General features: G+C 73.7%; 17 protein-coding genes and 1 tRNA gene. 13 read left to right on the top strand and 5 right to left on the bottom strand.

From position 1 onward, the window contains the following. On the bottom strand, nt 1-1,144 hold a 1,144-nt coding region (locus tag ACI79T_RS20070), incomplete at its 3' end, for a type IV toxin-antitoxin system AbiEi family antitoxin domain-containing protein (RefSeq protein ID WP_456611855.1). Between the two features lie 291 nt (nt 1,145-1,435). Between ACI79T_RS20070 and dusB the strand changes: the two genes are divergently transcribed. The 7 genes from dusB to ACI79T_RS20105 all read left to right on the top strand — a co-directional run bounded on the left by dusB (nt 1,436) and on the right by ACI79T_RS20105 (nt 9,561). Next, a complete protein-coding gene (gene dusB / locus ACI79T_RS20075; RefSeq protein WP_456611856.1) occupies nt 1,436-2,596 on the top strand; it encodes a tRNA dihydrouridine synthase DusB in 1,161 nt (386 codons plus the stop codon). Then, nucleotides 2,593-3,033, top strand: coding sequence for an Rv0361 family membrane protein (locus tag ACI79T_RS20080; protein WP_456611857.1), 441 nt, complete (start codon nt 2,593-2,595; stop codon nt 3,031-3,033). Before dusB ends, ACI79T_RS20080 begins: the two co-directional genes overlap by 4 nt. A gap of 164 nt (nt 3,034-3,197) precedes the next feature. Continuing rightward, nucleotides 3,198-5,897 (top strand): pyruvate, phosphate dikinase, encoded by a 2,700-nt coding sequence (gene ppdK, locus ACI79T_RS20085; protein ID WP_456611858.1) that lies wholly within the window; start codon nt 3,198-3,200, stop codon nt 5,895-5,897. 65 nt (nt 5,898-5,962) lie between these two features. After that, nucleotides 5,963-6,586: a YdcF family protein gene (locus ACI79T_RS20090; protein WP_456611859.1), complete on the top strand. Its 624-nt coding sequence runs from the start codon at nt 5,963-5,965 to the stop codon at nt 6,584-6,586. Nucleotides 6,587-6,599: 13 nt separating this feature from the next. Then, a complete protein-coding gene (locus ACI79T_RS20095; protein WP_456611860.1) occupies nt 6,600-7,118 on the top strand; it encodes a hypothetical protein in 519 nt (172 codons plus the stop codon). Beyond that, nucleotides 7,118-9,007, top strand: a complete 1,890-nt coding sequence (gene dnaG, locus ACI79T_RS20100; protein WP_456611861.1) for a DNA primase — start codon at nt 7,118-7,120, stop codon at nt 9,005-9,007. The genes ACI79T_RS20095 and dnaG overlap by 1 nt, the downstream gene beginning before the upstream one ends. Beyond that, entirely contained in the window at nt 9,004-9,561 is a 558-nt protein-coding gene (locus ACI79T_RS20105) for a hypothetical protein (RefSeq protein ID WP_456611862.1), read from the top strand. Before dnaG ends, ACI79T_RS20105 begins: the two co-directional genes overlap by 4 nt. A 12-nt stretch (nt 9,562-9,573) precedes the next feature. On the opposite strand, the gene ACI79T_RS20110 is transcribed toward ACI79T_RS20105, so the two are convergent. Further along, nucleotides 9,574-9,783 carry a hypothetical protein gene (locus ACI79T_RS20110; protein WP_269190727.1) on the bottom strand — a complete coding sequence of 70 codons (210 nt, stop codon included), beginning with the start codon at nt 9,781-9,783 and terminating at the stop codon, nt 9,574-9,576. A 139-nt stretch (nt 9,784-9,922) separates the two neighbouring features. Between ACI79T_RS20110 and ACI79T_RS20115 the strand changes: the two genes are divergently transcribed. The 5 genes from ACI79T_RS20115 to ACI79T_RS20135 all read left to right on the top strand — a co-directional run bounded on the left by ACI79T_RS20115 (nt 9,923) and on the right by ACI79T_RS20135 (nt 12,921). Beyond that, a tRNA-Asn gene (locus ACI79T_RS20115) sits at nt 9,923-9,995 on the top strand. A 148-nt stretch (nt 9,996-10,143) separates the two neighbouring features. Continuing rightward, nucleotides 10,144-10,449, top strand: coding sequence for a hypothetical protein (locus ACI79T_RS20120; protein ID WP_456611863.1), 306 nt, complete (start codon nt 10,144-10,146; stop codon nt 10,447-10,449). Between the two features lie 329 nt (nt 10,450-10,778). Then, on the top strand, nt 10,779-10,925 hold the full coding sequence (locus tag ACI79T_RS20125) for a hypothetical protein (RefSeq protein WP_456611864.1): 147 nt from the start codon (nt 10,779-10,781) through the stop codon (nt 10,923-10,925). Between the two features lie 260 nt (nt 10,926-11,185). Beyond that, on the top strand, nt 11,186-11,785 hold the full coding sequence (locus ACI79T_RS20130; protein WP_456611865.1) for a TetR/AcrR family transcriptional regulator: 600 nt from the start codon (nt 11,186-11,188) through the stop codon (nt 11,783-11,785). After that, nucleotides 11,782-12,921, top strand: coding sequence for an FAD-dependent monooxygenase (locus ACI79T_RS20135; protein WP_456611866.1), 1,140 nt, complete (start codon nt 11,782-11,784; stop codon nt 12,919-12,921). The genes ACI79T_RS20130 and ACI79T_RS20135 overlap by 4 nt, the downstream gene beginning before the upstream one ends. A 24-nt stretch (nt 12,922-12,945) precedes the next feature. Here ACI79T_RS20135 and ACI79T_RS20140 read toward each other — a convergent pair whose 3' ends face one another. Next, nucleotides 12,946-13,347 carry an MmcQ/YjbR family DNA-binding protein gene (locus ACI79T_RS20140; protein ID WP_456611867.1) on the bottom strand — a complete coding sequence of 134 codons (402 nt, stop codon included), beginning with the start codon at nt 13,345-13,347 and terminating at the stop codon, nt 12,946-12,948. 119 nt (nt 13,348-13,466) lie between these two features. On the opposite strand from ACI79T_RS20140, the gene ACI79T_RS20145 reads away from it, so the two are divergent. Beyond that, the gene (locus tag ACI79T_RS20145; RefSeq protein WP_456611868.1) at nt 13,467-13,838 is read left to right on the top strand and encodes a nuclear transport factor 2 family protein; all 372 of its coding nucleotides are present in this window, start codon (nt 13,467-13,469) and stop codon (nt 13,836-13,838) included. A 118-nt stretch (nt 13,839-13,956) separates the two neighbouring features. Here ACI79T_RS20145 and ACI79T_RS20150 read toward each other — a convergent pair whose 3' ends face one another. Continuing rightward, nucleotides 13,957-15,018 carry a glycerophosphodiester phosphodiesterase family protein gene (locus ACI79T_RS20150; protein WP_456611869.1) on the bottom strand — a complete coding sequence of 354 codons (1,062 nt, stop codon included), beginning with the start codon at nt 15,016-15,018 and terminating at the stop codon, nt 13,957-13,959. Between the two features lie 228 nt (nt 15,019-15,246). Further along, nucleotides 15,247-16,827, bottom strand: a complete 1,581-nt coding sequence (locus ACI79T_RS20155; protein ID WP_456611870.1) for an alkaline phosphatase D family protein — start codon at nt 16,825-16,827, stop codon at nt 15,247-15,249. Between the last annotated feature and the right edge of the window lie 291 nt (nt 16,828-17,118).

Here is a 17,118-nt window from a genome sequence, read left to right on the forward strand (position 1 = left end):
CCCCCCCCCCCCCCCCCCCCCCCCCCCCCCCCCCCCCCCCCCCCCCCCCCCCCCCCCCCCCCCCCCCCCCGGTCGGGGGAACGCCGACGCGGTCGTCGACCCTGGCCGACCAGCCGTCGTCCCCGGGGTCGTCGGCCCGGTGCCGGCCCTCGGCGCGCGGCACGTCCCGGAACTCGCGCACCGCCGGTGCGGGCCGGGCGAGCGACCGCCGCACCTGCCGGGCCAGCGCCGCGCGACCGTCGGTCAGGTCTCCGTGGGTGACGCGTACGAACTGGACGCCCAGCGATCGCAGCAGGTCCTCCGTCCGCTTCTCCCGCCAGAGCTCTTCCTCCGGCGTCCGCCCGTAGGCCGGTCGGCGGTACTTGACCCGGCCGTCGAACTCGACGGCGAGCGCAGCCTCCGGGTACCAACCGTCCACCACCTTCAGCAACCGTCCCTCGGCCCAGAGCTCGACCTGCGGGGTGAACGGCGGCAGGCCGAGTGCGCCGAAGGTCAACCGGCCGTACGTCTCCAGCCACGACTCGGCCCGCCCGTCGGCCAGCGCGACCGCGCGCACTGCGCGTGGGACCCCCGGGACGCACCACTGCCGATCGAGGACGCGCCGTAGTTCCTCCCGGGTGGTCAGTCCGCGCAGCAGTGCAGCATCCACCGCGGCGACGGCATGCACCTCCGACCAGGCCCTGGCGACGTCGACCAGCGTGCGGGCGGCGGTGGTCACCGGGTAGGCGCCGCGCACGGTCACCTCGTCGTCCGGCAGGGCGGCGCGCGTCATCAGCCATCCCCGGCCGCGGCGCCACCGGTGGGGGTCGGTCAGCTCGGTCTGCGTCGTCGCCGACCGTGGCCGCGGCAGCCCCCACACCCACGCAGCGGTCGCGCCGCTGAGCACGGCCGTCGGACGGTCGAGGCCGGTGAGCACCGACAGCGCATCCAGCCCAGGGCGCCGTCCGCTGCTCGTCGTCTCGCGGAGGTCCGCCGCGGTGACCAGGACGCCGGGCCGCAGCCGGACCCAGGCGCCGCTGCGCACGGCGGCGGCGATCTCGGACTTGGTGACGCCGGAGGCGGTGAGCTCGGCCGTCGTGACGATGCCGAGCCGCCGGCGTGCGGGTCCGGCCACGGACAGGGGCACGGAGGGGGAGCGGAGCATGCCGGCGAGGGTGCCGGTGCGCCGACGGTCCGGACCGGGTCGCGGGCGAGCTGTGGAACCACGGCGGGATGGGGACCGAGCACACCCGGCGATCCGAGGATCCGTGCTACCGGCTCGACCCGCGCGAGGGCAGGTGCAGCCGCGTGCGCGCCCGGCTCCACCCTGCTCCGCGCGGGTTGAGCCGGGCGGGACGGCAGGCGCGGGGTGAGCCGGCGCGGCCGCCGTGCGCGAGGTGAGGCTCACCCGGCCGGGCGGCGAGGGGAACGCACGTCCCCGCCTACTCTGGGTCCCGTGACCGCCACGCTCGAGCCGACGACGACGGCGCTCCCGCCGCTGCGGCTCGGCGCGCTCTCCGTGGATCCCGCGGTGGTGCTCGCGCCGATGGCCGGCATCACCAACCCGGCCTTCCGCACGCTGTGCCGGGAGTTCGGGGCCGGCCTCTACGTCTGCGAGATGATCACCACGCGGGCGCTGGTCGAGCGCAACGAGAAGACGCTGCGGATGATCCGGGCCACCGCTGACGAGAAGGACGCGTTCTCCGTCCAGCTCTACGGCGTCGACCCCGCGACCGTCGGACGGGCCGTGGAGATGCTGGTCGACGAGGGCGTCGCCGGCACCCGCCCGGCGCACATCGACCTGAACTTCGGCTGCCCGGTGCCCAAGGTGACCCGCAAGGGCGGCGGGTCGGCGCTCCCGTGGCACCGCGTCCTGCTGCGGAACATCGTGCGCGAGGCCGTCCGCGCCGCCCGGGACGTCCCGGTGACCATCAAGACCCGGATCGGCATCGACGCCGACCACGTCACCTACCTCGACGCCGGCCGGATCGCCCAGGACGAGGGCGCCGCGGCGATCACGCTGCACGGGCGCACCGCCGACCAGCTCTACAGCGGCACCGCCGACTGGTCGCCCATCGCCCGCCTGGTCGAGGCCGTCGACATCCCGGTGCTCGGCAACGGCGACATCTGGGAGGCAGACGACGCGCTGCGCATGGTCGCCGAGACCGGGTGCGCGGGCGTCGTCATCGGGCGGGGCTGCCTGGGCCGGCCCTGGCTCTTCGGCGACCTGGCCGCCGCCTTCGCCGGCGAGAGCCGCCGGGTGCTGCCCACGATGCGCGAGGTGGCCGCCGTGATGCACCGGCACGCCACGCTGCTGGCCGAGGAGCACGGCGAGCAGCACGGCTGCAGCGACTTCCGCAAGCACGTGGCCTGGTATCTCAAGGGCTTCTCGGTGGGGTCGGACACCCGGCGGGCGCTGGCGATGGTCAGCGGTCTCGACGAGCTCGCGGCGCTGCTCGACGGCATCCCCGAGCAGCCGTACCCGACCGCGATCCTGGGTGCGCCGCGCGGGCGCACCACCACGCCGCGACCGGTGGCGCTGCCCGAGGGCTGGCTGGCCGACCGCGACGACCCCCGGTCTCCTGCGGGGGCAGAACTGGAGACGAGCGGCGGATGACGCAGGGACCCTTCCTCTACGACGACGGCCCGGCGCCGCTGCACACGGGGACGCCGCGCCGCCGGCAGGGCTGGCTGATCGCCGGCATCCTCGGCGTCGCCCTGCTGGCCGGCGGCATGGTCGCCGGGCTGTACCTGGTCAGGGGGTCCCCGGCCGACCAGTCCACCGAGGTCACCCAGGTGTTCCTCGCGGCGCTGGCCGCCGGTGACACCGAGACCTCCTACCAGCTCCTCTGCGCCGAGGAGCGTCAGCGGCTCGACGTCACGGGGATGGAGGCCGAGTACCTCCGGCCGGGCTCCGCCGAGGTCGCCGAGGTGCAGGCCGACCCGGTCGAGGGGGCGACGATCCAGCAGGTCACCGTCCGCTGGGAGGACGGCGCCTCCGCCGAGCTCGCGGTGGTCAACGAGGACGGTCCCCGGATCTGCGGGATCGGCTGACCGCCCGGACCCTCCATGGCCGGGATCACCCGCACCGGGGCTCGCGCCGACCGCCCCGGTGCGCCAGGATCGACGGACCCCGCCGGGTGGACGTCTAGTACGTCTGCACGGAATCGTCCTCCCCGGTGGGACGTGTCGGGGACGGACGACTGCGGAGGTGCGGGGTGGCTGACGTGAACTGGGTCTTCGACTTCAGCGAGGGCAGCAAGGACCAGAAGGACCTGCTCGGCGGCAAGGGCGCCAACCTCGCCGAGATGACCAACCTCGGGCTGCCCGTGCCGCCGGGTTTCACCATCACCACCGACGCGTGCCGGTACTACCTGGAGCACGGCAGCACCCCGCCGGAGCTGGACGCCCAGGTGGGCGAGCACCTCGCGGCGCTGGAGAAGGCCATGGGCAAGGGCCTCGGTGACCCGGCCGACCCGCTGCTGGTATCGGTCCGCTCCGGTGCCGCCGCGTCGATGCCCGGGATGATGGAGACCGTCCTCAACGTCGGGCTCAACGACCGGTCGGTGCAGGGGCTGGCCGCGCAGTCGGGCAGCGAGCGGTTCGCCTGGGACTCCTACCGCCGTCTGGTCCAGATGTTCGGCAAGACCGTCCTCGACATCGACGGCGAGCTCTTCGACGAGGCCCTCGACGCGGTCAAGCGGGAGCAGGGCACCGAGTCCGACCTGGACCTGGACGCCGATCACCTGCGCGACGTCGTCGACCGGTACAAGGCGATCGTGCGCGAGCACACCGGCCAGGACTTCCCGCAGGACCCGCGCGAGCAGATGGACCTGGCGGTCAACGCGGTCTTCGACTCGTGGAACTCCGACCGCGCCGTCATCTACCGCCGCCGCGAACGCATCCCGGGCGACGCCGGCACCGCGGTGAACGTGTGCGCCATGGTCTTCGGCAACCTCGGCATGGACTCCGGCACGGGTGTGGCCTTCACCCGCGACCCGGGCAGCGGCGCCCAGGGCGTCTACGGCGACTACCTGCAGAACGCCCAGGGCGAGGACGTCGTCGCCGGCATCCGCAACACCGTCCCGCTGGTCGACCTGCAGCAGATCGACCCGGCTGCCTACGACGAGCTGATGACGACGATGTCGCGGCTGGAGTCGCACTACCGCGACCTGTGCGACATCGAGTTCACCATCGAGCGCAACAAGCTCTGGATGCTGCAGACCCGGGTCGGCAAGCGGACGGCGGGGGCGGCGTTCGTCATCGCCACCCAGCTGGTGGACGAGGGCCTCATCGACATGGACGAGGCGGTCCGCCGGGTCACCGGCGACCAGCTGGCCCAGCTGATGTTCCCCCGGTTCGTCTCCGGCGGGGACGCCACGCAGCTCACCCAGGGCATGAACGCCTCGCCCGGCGCCGCGGTCGGCAAGGCGGTGTTCTCCTCCGAGGCGGCGGCGCAGTGGGCCGACCGCGGAGAGCGGGTGGTGCTGGTCCGCCGGGAGACCAACCCCGACGACCTCTCCGGGATGATCGCCGCCGAGGGCGTGCTGACCAGCCGCGGCGGCAAGACCTCGCACGCCGCCGTCGTCGCCCGGGGGATGGGCAAGACCTGCGTCTGCGGCGCCGAGGAGCTGCAGGTCGACACCAAGGCGAAGAAGTTCACCGCGCCCGACGGGACCGTCGTCAGCGAGGGCGACGTCATCTCGATCGACGGGTCCACCGGCCGGGTGTGGCTGGGGGAGGTGCCGGTCGAGCCGTCCTCGGTGGTCCGCTACTTCGAGGGCGAGATCGATCCCGCGTCCGACGACGCCGACGACCTGGTGCGCAGCGTGCACCGGATCCTCACCCACGCCGACGAGGTGCGGCGGCTCGACGTCCGCACCAACGCCGACACCCCGGAGGACTCCGCCCGCGCGCGGCGCTTCGGTGCCCAGGGCATCGGGCTGTGCCGGACCGAGCACATGTTCCTCGGGGACCGGCGGAAGCTGGTCGAGAAGCTGATCCTGGCCGACGGCGACGCGGAGCGGCAGGCCGCGCTGGACGCGCTGGAGCCGCTGCAGAAGCAGGACTTCCTCGAGATCTTCGAGGCGATGGACGGCCTGCCGGTGACCGTCCGGCTGCTCGACCCGCCGCTGCACGAGTTCCTGCCCGACCTCACCGAGCTGTCGGTGCGGGTGGCGCTGGCCGAGGAGCGGGGCGAGCCCGACGAGGGGAACCTCCGGCTGCTCGCCGCCGTGCGCGGCATGCACGAGTCCAACCCCATGCTCGGGTTGCGGGGCGTGCGGCTCGGCCTGGTGGTCCCCGGGCTCTTCGCCATGCAGGTGCGCGCCATCGCCGAGGCGGCGTGCGAGCGCCGCAAGGCCGGGGGAGACCCGCGGCCGGAGATCATGATCCCGCTGGTCGGTGCCGTCCAGGAGCTCGAGGCGATCCGCGAGGAGTCCGAGCGGGTGCTGGCCGAGGTGTGCCAGGACTCGGGCGTCCGGATCGACGCGCTGATCGGCACGATGATCGAGGTGCCGCGGGCGGCGCTCACGGCCGGGGAGATCGCCGGATCGGCGGAGTTCTTCTCCTTCGGCACCAACGACCTCACCCAGATGACGTGGGGCTTCTCCCGTGACGACGTCGAGGCGGCGTTCTTCCACCAGTACCTGGACAAGGGCATCTTCGGGATCTCGCCGTTCGAGTCGCTGGACCGCGAGGGCGTGGGGCGGCTGGTGCAGATCGGCGCCGACGCGGGCCGGGCGGCCCGGCCGGACCTGAAGCTGGGGATCTGCGGGGAGCACGGCGGTGACCCCGACTCGGTGCACTTCTTCCACGACGTCGGGCTGGACTACGTCTCGTGCTCGCCGTTCCGGGTGCCGGTGGCCCGGTTGGAGGCCGGCCGCGCGGCGCTGGACGGTGCCCGCGCGGGCTCCTGACGGGTGGTCCGGCACACCCGCACGGGAGGGCGCGCGCCGTCGGTGCCGCGTGGTACCCATGACGGGTGGGTGTGCGGAGTCTGGTGACGCGGGTGGCCGGGGCCGGCGTCCTGGCCGCCGTGCTGCTGGTGGCCTCCACGGCGCTGGCCATCTGGTGGACGGCGCGGCAGGACTCCCGCCCGCAGTCCGACGCGATCGTGGTGCTCGGTTCGGCGCAGTACAACGGCGTGCCGTCGTCGATCTTCGAGGCGCGGCTGGAGCACGCGCGGGCCCTGTACGAGGCGGGCGTCGCCCCGGTGATCGTGACCGTGGGCGGCAAGGCCGCGGGTGACACGTTCACCGAGGCGGAGGCCGGCCGCGACTACCTGACCGCGGCCGGGGTGCCCGCCGAGGCGCTGCTGGCGGTGCCCGAGGGCGTCGACACCCTGGAGAGCATGCGGGTGGTCGGCGCGGCCTTCGCCGAGCGCGGCTGGGAGCGGGCGGTGCTGGTCACCGACCCCTGGCACGCGATGCGCGCCGAGCGGATGGCGGAGGACGCCGGGATGCAGGCGGAGAGCTCGCCCACCCGGCAGGGGCCGGCGGTGCAGACCCGCGCCACCCAGTTCCGCTACATCCTGCGGGAGACTGCTGCATATCTGCTCTACCGCGTCACCGGCGAGAGCATCGCCGGCGCACCCGGCATCGGCTGAGGGAGGGACGACGGTGCTCGAACTGGGCAAGGCCGGCACGCTCGGCATGCCGAAGGGCGTCCTGCCCGTCCTCCGCGACGGCGAGGTCGTCGCGACGCTGCGTTCCTCGCAGTGGAAGGAAGCAGCGACGGCGACCATCGGCGACCGCGCCTGGGCGCTCACCACGAAGCGGCGGGACCTCATGGCCCGCTGGGAGAGCGAGCCGGCCGACGCGGTGCGGCTGCGGGCCCACCAGACCTCGTACTGGTCGGGCACGTGGGAGGTCGACCTGGAGGGCACCCCGGTGGAGGTGCGGACGGCGTCCCGCTGGAAGGGCACCCGCCGGTACCTGGTCGCCGGCCGGTCCGTCGCCGAGAGCGGGACGACCGGTGGCTGGGCACCCCGGCCGACCCTCGACGCCGACGCCGCGCTGCCACTGGAGCACCAGGTGTTCCTGCTGTGGGTGGAGTCGGTCGTCAGCGGGCGCAACTCGGCGGCCCTGACCGCCGCGGTCGTAGCCGGCGGCGGCGCCGCCGTGGCGGGCGGCAGCTGATGGCCGGACGGGGACGCATCCGGGCCGCGGACATCGCGCTGGTCCGGGAACGCAGCAAGATCGACGAGATCGTCGGCGAGCACCTGCAGCTCAAGCGCGCGGGCGGCGGCAGCCTCAAGGGGCTGTGCCCGTTCCACGACGAGAAATCGCCGTCGTTCCAGGTGACCCCGTCGCGCAATCTCTTCCACTGCTTCGGTTGCGGGGTCGGCGGAGACGTCATCTCCTTCGTCCAGCAGATCGACCACCTCTCCTTCGCCGAGGCGGTCGAGCTGCTGGCCGGCCGGGCCAACGTCGAGCTGAAGTACGAGGACGACGGCGGCCGCCCCACCGCCGGCCCCGACCGCGCCTCGGTCGGCCAGCGGGCGCGGCTGGTCGCGGCCAACACCGCGGCGGCCGCCTTCTACGCCGAGCAGCTCGGCACCCCGGAGGCGGCCCCGGCCCGGCAGTTCCTCGCCGACCGCGCCTTCGACCGGCAGGCCGCGCTGGACTTCGGCTGCGGCTACGCGCCGGGCGGGTGGGACGGGCTGACCCGCCACCTGCGGGCCAAGGGGTTCACCCAGGCCGAGCTGGTCACCGGTGGGCTGGCCAAGGAGTCCTCCCGCGGCACCCTCATCGACCGGTTCCACCGGCGGCTGGTGTGGCCGATCCGGGACATCACCGGCGACGTCATCGGCTTCGGCGCCCGCAAGCTGATGGACGACGACCCGGGGCCGAAGTACCTGAACACCCCGGAGACCCCGCTCTACAAGAAGAGCAGCGTGCTGTACGGCATCGACCGCGCCAAGCGGGACATCGCCCGCCGGCACCAGGCCGTCGTCGTCGAGGGCTACACCGACGTCATGGCCTGCCACCTCGCCGGCGTGACGACGGCGGTGGCCTCGTGCGGCACCGCGTTCGGCGCCGAGCACATCGGCGTGCTGCGCCGGTTGCTCATGGACCAGGACGAGTTCCGCGGCGAGGTCGTCTACACGTTCGACGGCGACGCAGCCGGCCAGGCCGCGGCCATGAAGACCTTCGCCGAGGACCAGCGCTTCGTCGGGCAGACCTTCGTCGCCGTCGAGCAGGAGGGCCGCGACCCCTGCGAGCTGCGGCAGGAGCACGGCGACGCCGCCGTCCGCGACCTCGTCGCCCGGCGCACCCCGCTGATCGCCTTCGTGCTGAAGACCACGCTGGCCGGCTACGACCTGAACACCGTCGAGGGCCGGGTGGCCGCGCTGGAGAAGACGGTGCCCCTGGTCGCGCAGATCAAGGACCACGCGCTGCGGCCGGCCTACGCCCGCGAGCTCGCCGGGTTGATCGGCAACACCGACGAGTCCGAGGTGCAGGAGCGGGTGCGCCGGCTCACCGGTGACGGGGGAGGGGCGCCGTCCCGCGGCCGCCCCCGTGCCCCGAAGCGCAGCCCGGACGACGCCGCGGTGGCCGTCGAGCGGGAGGCGGTGAAGGCCGCGCTGCAGGTGCCGGAGTACGCCGGCCCGGCCTTCGACGCCGTCCCGCCGGCCGCCTACACCGACGCCGACTACGCCGCCGTCGCCGCGGCGGTGGCCGGGGCGGGCGGTGCGGCGGCTGCGACCGTGACCGGGCCGGCCTGGCTGGACGAGGTGGCCGCGCACTGTGACCGGGAGAGCGCCCGTGCGCTGCTGACGGCGCTGGCGGTGGAGCCGATGCGCTCGGTCACCGGCGAGGGCGACCCCGGCTACGTCAACGCGATCCTCGCGCGGCTGCAGGAGATGGCCACCGTGCGCCAGGTGGCGGCGCTCAAGGGGCGGCTGCAGCGGATGAACCCGGTGGAGCAGGCCGAGGAGTACACGAAGATCTTCGGCCAGCTCGTGGCGCTCGAGGCGCAGGCGCGGTCGCTGCGGGAGCGGGCGATGGGCGGGCTCGCGTCGTGACGCTGCTGGACGCGCTGCGGCGCCGGTTCGCCCGGCCGCCGGAGGCCGTGCGCGCGGCGGTGGCCGATCCCGACGAGCAGGTGCTCGCCTGGGGGGCGCGCGCCCGCGACGGCGGGTGGCTCGTCGCCACCTCCCGGGGACTGCGGACGATCGACGCGGCCGGGGGAGCGGAGTCGCTGCTGCCCTGGCACGAGGTCGGGCACGCCCGTTGGGCCGCCACCAACGACGGCGGCGGCTCCTTCACCGTCACCCCGCTCACCGAGGTGGAGCCCGGCGTGCAGGCGCGGCTGCCGGCGGTGCGGCACGTTCTTACCGACGCCGGTGAGCTGCCGGCGGTGGTGCGCCGGCGGGTGGACCAGACCATCGTCACCAGCCGACGCAGCCCGCTGCCGGGCCGGGGCGGCGTGGTGCTGGTGGCCCGCCGGGTGCCCGGTCAGGCGGAGCGGGAGTGGACCGTCGTCTTCGACGACGACGCCGACCGCGACGACCCGGTCGCCCGCGAGACCGCCCGGCAGAAGCTCGCCGAGGCGCTCGCCGCCGAGCAGCCGGACTGACCCGGACGGAGCTCAGCGCTGCGGCTCGCCGCCCAGCTGGGCCTTGAGGGTGGACACCGCGTCGTCGGCCTTGGCCTGGGCCATGCCGGCGATGCTCTGCAGGCGCGGGTCGTCCTTGGCCTTGTCCCACGTCCGCCGGAGCTGCTCGTAGCGCTCGCGGCCGGCGCGGGATCCGAGCACGTATCCGGCACCGAATCCGGCGAGGAACGACAGCTTGGCCATGGGGGGTTCCTCCAAGGTGAACGCGCGATGAACGACGACACGCTACCTGGGGTGTGCACCCGCCGCCGTCCGCGAGCCGTGTGCAGTGGCCTCTCGGGCGTGCGGTACTCTCGACGGGCCAGCGGGTCGCGCCCGCTGATCCCCCGTAGCTCAATTGGCAGAGCATGCGACTGTTAATCGCAGGGTTACTGGTTCAAGTCCAGTCGGGGGAGCCGAGTAGGCCCCTGACCAGTGGATATACCGGTCAGGGGCCTTCGCCGTCGGTGCGAAGTCGGGGAAAACCCGACTAGTCCCGAGTTTGGATCGGCGGGCGCCCGAAGGCTCGACCCGGAGGGCGCTCGGCAGTAGGTGGTTGGAAGTATGAGCCGCATGTGGGAGGACGAACGCGCGCCGAGCTGGCGCAGGCGTTTGCTCATCTGCCGCATCGTCGGCGGTGGCTTCCTCTTCGTAACCGCCACCTTCCTGGTGCTCGTCATGCTGACCGACACCTGGTGGGGCTTCGCGGGGGCACTCCTGTCCGCGTACGTCACCCTGTCGGTGTTTGCGGCGGGTGGTACATACAAGGGCCGGTTGGAGCGGCCTGCCCGCAAGGCGACTGATCGCGTGCGGAAAGAGGCTCGCCGCGTCCGAGCGGCGGAGCATGCGACCAAGTCCCCTGCCGCGTGACCGAGTAGTGCGGTAGGCCGTTACAGCACCTCGGCTGCCGCCTCGCACGCGTCCTTGCTGGGGGAGTGGCTGTTCCGCCGGTACCCCCTGCTCTGCTCGCTCCTACCGGCCCCGAGCCGGCAGTTCGGCGGGGCGGTCGGACATCGCGCGACGGCGCGCGTAGACGTCCAGAGTGCCCCCGCCCACAGGGCGCGGTGTGAGTTCACCGGACGTGTCTCAGAGGGCCGTCGTGGGGACGGGACAACCGTCACTCACTCCGGGTGCCGCGTCGCCTCTTCCTCCGGTCCGCCAACTTCGAGATCAGGCCGTACTGAGCAAGTGCGACGACGATGACCAAGAAGCCCACCCCCACCGCCAGCAGCGTCTCCATCAGCGCGGTCCGCCTCTCCGGGCCCATCTCGCGCGGCCTGCTCGACATGACGTCACAGTCCTCGCCGCGTCGGTCCAGGGACGACCCTGCCGACGTCCAGGAGTGACTCGCACCCGGCAGCCCGCCGAACCACACGATCGAGCGTCTCGAGTGGCCCTCTCGAACACGCGGGGCGACGGACGGACCCTGCACGGCCAAGATGCCGGCAGCCGACGCGTGGTGTTCGTCCGATCCCTTCCGTGACGCGTCGTGGCGACGCGCGGTCCGACAGTGCCCGTCGGGCGGGATCGCTGTCATCCGCACGCCCGGTGGCCCTAGCCTTGGGCGATCGACCAAGGCGACCGCCCAACCACAGGAGGGCCCGGGATGGGACCGTTCTCACCGAACGAGCCCGGTGCCGACGTCCGACTGCGGCTGCTGCAGGCCGCGGCCGAGCTGGTGCCCGAGCTCGGCTGGAACGGCGTGAGCACCCGGACCGTGGCCCGGCGGGCCGGAGTGGCACCCGGGCTCGTCCACTACCACTTCGCCTCCGTGCAGGCGCTGCTGAGTCAGGCGGCGCTGCGCGTGATGAGGCAGGTGCTGTCATCGCTCCCACCCGCGCTGTCGGCGGCCGGGTCGGGGGACGACGCGCTGGCCGGGATGCTCGCCGCCCTGGACGACCACGACGGCACCGACCCGACCTCCCTGCTGTTCGTGGAGGCCTACCTGGCCGCGACCCGGGACGGCGACCTGCGGGCGGAGCTGCGCCGCCTCCTCGACGAGTTCCGCGGTGCGCTGACCACCTGGCTCGACGCGCGGGGAACGGAGGCACCCGCCGACACGGCCGCGGTCCTCACCGCGGCGGTCGACGGCATCCTGCTGCACCGGGCGCTCGACCCGGGGCTCACCTCGACCGCCGTCACCCCGGTGCTGCGCCGGCTCCTGGACGGCTCGAACCCGCGCACGGGAAGGACGGAGCAGAGATGAAGGCGGTCATCTGCGGAGCCGGGATCGCCGGCCTCGCGCTGGCGGGCCGGCTCGCCGACGACGGGTGGGACGTGACCGTCGCCGAGCGCGCCCCCGGCCCCCGCGAGCAGGGCTACATGATGGACTTCTTCGGGCCCGGCTACGACGCCGCCGAGGCGATGGGCATCCTGCCCCGGCTCCAGGAGCTGGCCTACGAGGTCGACGAGCTGGCCTACGTCGACGCATTCGGACGGCGCCGGGCCGGCCTGGACTACCAGCGCTTCGCCCGCGCGCTCGACGGACGCCTGCTGAGCATCATGCGACCGGACCTCGAGCGGGCACTCCGGGAGCGGGTCGGCACGAGGGCCCGGCTGCGCTTCGGCTGCAGCGTCGCCGGCATCGACGCCCAGCCGGACGGTGTCCGCGTCGCCCTCACCGACGGCACCGTGGTGGACGCCGATCTCCTGGTCGGGGCCGACGGCGTCCACTCCTCGGTCCGCGAGATGGTCTTCGGGCCCGAGCGCCGGTTCCTCCGGTACCTCGGTTGCCACACCGCCGCCTATGTCTTCGACGACCCGGACGTCCGGGCCCAGATCGGCAACCGGCTCGCCATGACCGACTCGGTGGACCGGGAGATGGGCTTCTACGTCCTGCGCGACGGACGCGTCGCCGCGTTCGCCGTCCACCGGGATCCCGATCCGCGGATCCCGGTGGACACCCGTGCCGCCCTGCGCAGCCGCTGCTCGTCGCTCGGGTGGGTCGTTCCCCGAGCGCTGGACAGCTGCCCGCCGTCCGCCGAGCTCTACTACGACCAGGTGGCCCAGGTCGAGGCACCGGAGTGGCACCGGGGCCGCGTGGTCCTGCTCGGCGACGCCTGCCAGGCCGTCTCGCTGCTCGCGGGCCAGGGTGCGTCGCTCGCGCTGGCCGGCGCGCACGTCCTCGCCGAGCAGGTGGCGGCCGGCGGCCCGGTCGAGGACGCCCTGGCCCGCTACCAGCGGATCTGGCAACCGGTCGTCCGGGCCAGGCAGGAGGCCGGCCGGCGCAGCGCCGCATGGTTCCTCCCGTCGTCGACGACGCGGCGGTTGCTGCGCCGGGCGGCGCTGGAGCTGGCGGTCCTGCCGGGATGGGACCGGATCGTGCCGCGGCTCGTCTCCTAGCTCCGGCGGCTCCGGTCGGTGCGGTCAGGCATCGCGACGATCGTCGGACTCGGCCAGCAGACGCTTGGGCGCACGTGCCCGCCAGGCGTCCTCCACCAGCTCGGCGAGTTCCTCGGTGGAGATCCGGTCGAGCCGCACGAGCACCACGGCGTACCCGTCGAAGTGCGGGGTGGTGAAGAAGGCATCGGGCTCGGCGGCCAGCAGCGTGGCCTTCACCCCCTCGTCGGCCACCCGCACCGCCAGCACCGGATCGGCCTCGCCCGGTGCCGCGCCGCCGAGCGCCGCGCGGTCGGCCGCACCGAGCGGCCGCTCCCACACGAAGCCCTTGCCGTGCACCCGCCAGGACGGCCGCCCGCCGTACGAGGGGTGCTCGTCGGTGTCCGGCAGCGCGGCGACCATCCGCCGGACGTCCTCCCAGGTGGCCATTCCCGCAGTGTGACCCCTGTGCGGCACGTTCGTGGCAGGGTGCCTCCCGGGATGATGCGGTAGCCCTGCTCCCGCGCATCCACGTGCCGTCGCAGTCCCGTACGGAGAGAGGAACCGCCGTGCCGACCGACCCCTTCGCCGCCTTCCGGGCAGCCGTCGAGAGCCGCGACGTCGACGCCGCGGTGGCGCTGTTCACCGACGACTGCGTCTTCCGCTCGCCGATCGTGCACGAGCCCTACCGCGGCACCGGCGCGCTGCGCGCGGTCCTCACCGGCGTGATGTCGGTGTTCGAGGACTTCCGCTACACCGCGTCCTACGCGGGCGGCGACGGCCACGTGCTCGCCTTCAGCGCCCGGGTCGGCCACCGCGACCTGGAGGGGGTGGACATGCTGCGCGGCCGCGACGGCATGCTCACCGAGCTGACCGTGATGGTCCGCCCCTACTCCGCCGCGACCGCGCTCCGCGAGCGGATGGCGGCTCTCCTCGCGTGAGTTCACCAGGCGAGGACGCGGAGCCCGGTCGCGACGACCGACCGCCGGTCACCATCTTCGGTCCGGACTTCCCCTTCCCGTTCGACGACCAGCAGGTCCCCGTTCCGACGTGGAGTGCTTACGGGTGGTCGATCCTCCGCGGCTCGTAGGGCTGCGGCAGCCGGAACCCGCGCTCGGCGAGGATCTCGCGCAGCAGGTCGGGCCGGTCGGTGATCAGGCCGTCCACACCGATGCCGATGAGGTGCTCCATGGTCGGGCGGTCGTTGACCGTCCACGGGACGACGTCCATGCCGGCGGCGTGGGCGGCGTCGACGAGCTCCGGCGTGGTGAACGGCACGTACCCCGCGTCGGCGACCGAGCCGCCCTGCGGAGCGCCGTGCACGGGGGAGACCGCGTCGGCACCGAAGGAGTCGGCCGCGGCGACGTAGGCCTCCTGCAGGGAACGGCCCTCGGTCATGAAGTCGTCGATGTCGATCCCGCCGAGCCACGGGGAGGCGCCCGGCTGGCCGGCCTGCAGGAACTGCTGGCCGTTGGTCAGTGCGACCACCGGCAGCTTCGGCGCCACCTCCTGCATGCGCATCAAGGTGCCCCAGTCGAAGGACTGGATGGTCACGTGGCGGGCGACCTTCGCCTCCATGACGAGGTCGGAGACGACCTGGACGAACTCCTCGCGGGGCGCCGTCTCGTGTGGCGCTCCCGCCTCCACCTTCGTCTCGATGTTGAACGTCACCTTCCGGGCCTTGTAGGCCCGCGCGAGGTCGAACACCTCGGAGAGCAGTGGCATCGGCTCGCCCGGTGCCAGCTCCTGCTCCGGATAGGCCGGCTGGCGCAGCGACCCGCAGTCCAGCGTGCGCACCTGGGCCAGGGTCAGCGTGTGCACGTAGTCGCCGACATACGGGTACTCAGGGTCGCCCGGGGTGGCCGGCCCGGTGTCCTGGCACTTGGACCCGGAGATCTGCCGGTCATGGGTGACGACGGCCTGCTGGTCCTCGGTGATCTGGACGTCGAGCTCCAGCGTGCTGACGCCCAGCTCGAGGGCGTTGGCGAAGGCGGGGAGGGTGTTCTCCACGGTGAGCGCGATGCCACCGCGGTGCGCCTGCAGGTCGAAGTGGCGCGGCGACTCGGCCGCGGCCGGAGCGGCCGTGGCCACCAGGGCCACGAGGGCGGGGACGGCGGCCACGGTCAGGGGGGATCGTCGCGGGGACGACGGGAGGAGTGACATGGGTCGAGTCGACCGCATCGCCGTGACCTCCCCGTGACCTCCCCGTGACCTCCAGGGGGCGACTCGCCGTGCTGCGTCCTACCAGCAGGTGCGGGGCCACGGGACGCCCCCCGGCGGTGGATGGCGGACGTCGCCGGGCGTGCTCCCGGAAGGCGGCCGCGCTGGCGGCCACCTTCCGGGAGCCGGTCAGGCCGGGGTCAGGTCGGTCTGGTGCAGGACGTTCCCGGCGACGTCGCGCAGCTGCACCGTCATCGTGCCGCTGCCCCCGTCCACGCGCACGTGGCCGACGAACTGCAGCCCGTCGCTGGGCGGCTGGTTCGGGCGGTCGGCCGCGCGGTTGAAGACCACCTGCGGGCCGAACGTGGGGTCGAGCTCGTTCGGGCCGAAGGTGCCGGCGTGCAGCGGGCCGGACACGAACTCCCAGAACGGGTCGAAGTCGGTGAACGTCGCCCGTGCCGGGTCGTAGTGGTGCGCCGCGGTGTAGTGGACGTCGGCGGTGAACCAGACGACGTTGCGGACCCCGTGCCGCTTGAGGTCGGAGAGCAGGCGGGCGATCTCCAGCTCCCGGCCCGCGGGCAGGCCGGGATCGCGGTTGGCGATGCCCTCGTGGTCCACCGGCCCGTCCGGAACGACCAGCCCGATCGGCATGTCGGAGGCGATCACCTTCCACAGGGCCCGGGAGTTGCGGAGCTGCCGGGCGAGCTGGCCCAGCTGGCTGGTGCCGAAGATCCGGGCCTCGGGGCCACCCTGCGCCAGGTTGGGCGAGTTGGGGCCGCGGTAGGTGCGCAGGTCCAGCGCGAAGACGTCCACCAGCGGGCCGTAGGGCAGCATCCGGTCGATCCGCTTGCCCCCGATGGGCATGTACTCGAGGAACGCCCGCCGGCCGCGGGCGGCGAGCGTGTCGACGTCCTTGACCGTGTACCGGTCGTCGGTGAGCACCTCGCCGGGGTACCAGTTGTTGGTCACCTCGTGGTCGTCCCACTGGACCAGCTGCGGGACCTCGGCGGCGAAGCGGCGCACGTTGTCGTCGAGGAGGTTGTAGCGGTGCTGGCCGCGGTACTCGTCCAGAGTCTCGGCCACCTTGCTCTTCTCCGGGGTGACCACGTTCCGCCACACCGTGCCGTCGGGGAGGACGACGCGCTCCTCCAGCGGCCCGTCGGCGTAGACGGTGTCGCCGGAGTGGATGAAGAAGTCGGGGTTGAGCCGGCGGACGGCCTCGAACCCGGTCATGCCGCCGGTCTCGGGGTTGATGCCCCATCCCTGCCCGGCGACGTCCCCGGACCACGCGAAGCTCACGTCCCGACGGTCGCCGGGTGCGGTGCGCAGCCGGCCGGTCAACGGCTCGCCGACCTGTCCCGCGTCGTGCGCGGCGAACTGCACCCGGTAGAACAGCTCGGTGCCGGCCGGCAGGCCGGTGAGGAACACCTTGCCGGTGTGGTCGGTGCCCGGCCCGACGTCGACCTGCCACCGGCCACGGATGGTGCGGAAGTTCTCGGTCGCCGCCACCTCGACCACCATGCGCGCGGGACGGTCGGTCTTCGACCAGACGACCGCCGAGTTCGCCGTGACGTCCCCGCTCTGCACCCCCCAGCCCGCCTCGGGCCTCGGCCGGACGAGGCCCGGCGCGCCGAACGCGCGCGGGGCCGGGCCCAGCACGGCACCCGCGCCGACGCCGGCACCGACCGCTGCGGCGGCCTGCAGGAGCCGCCTCCGGGTCAGCGCGGCCTCGGCCGGGGATGCTCCGCGGAAACTCGATGAACCGGTCACGTGTACCTCCCGAGGTGGATGTCCTCGAACAGGCTCGTGGCCGGGGTGGGCGCCGGGACGACGACGTGGCGACCGACGGAGGACCATCCGGTGAACCGCGGCGGCCTCGGTCCCCGTCGCCGAGGGAGCCACGAGCCGGCTGACCACCAGCGGCGCCTCCACCGGGGCCCCCGCCTCCTCGGGCCCAGCCAGTAGGGTGCCTTCCCGCGACTCGACCGGAGCCCGGCCTGAACGGCCGGATCGGTGAAGGCCCGTGCGGCAACCGCCGCCGACGGCGTCGCGGACGCTGCA

The organism is Blastococcus sp. SYSU DS0619, assembly GCF_054051035.1.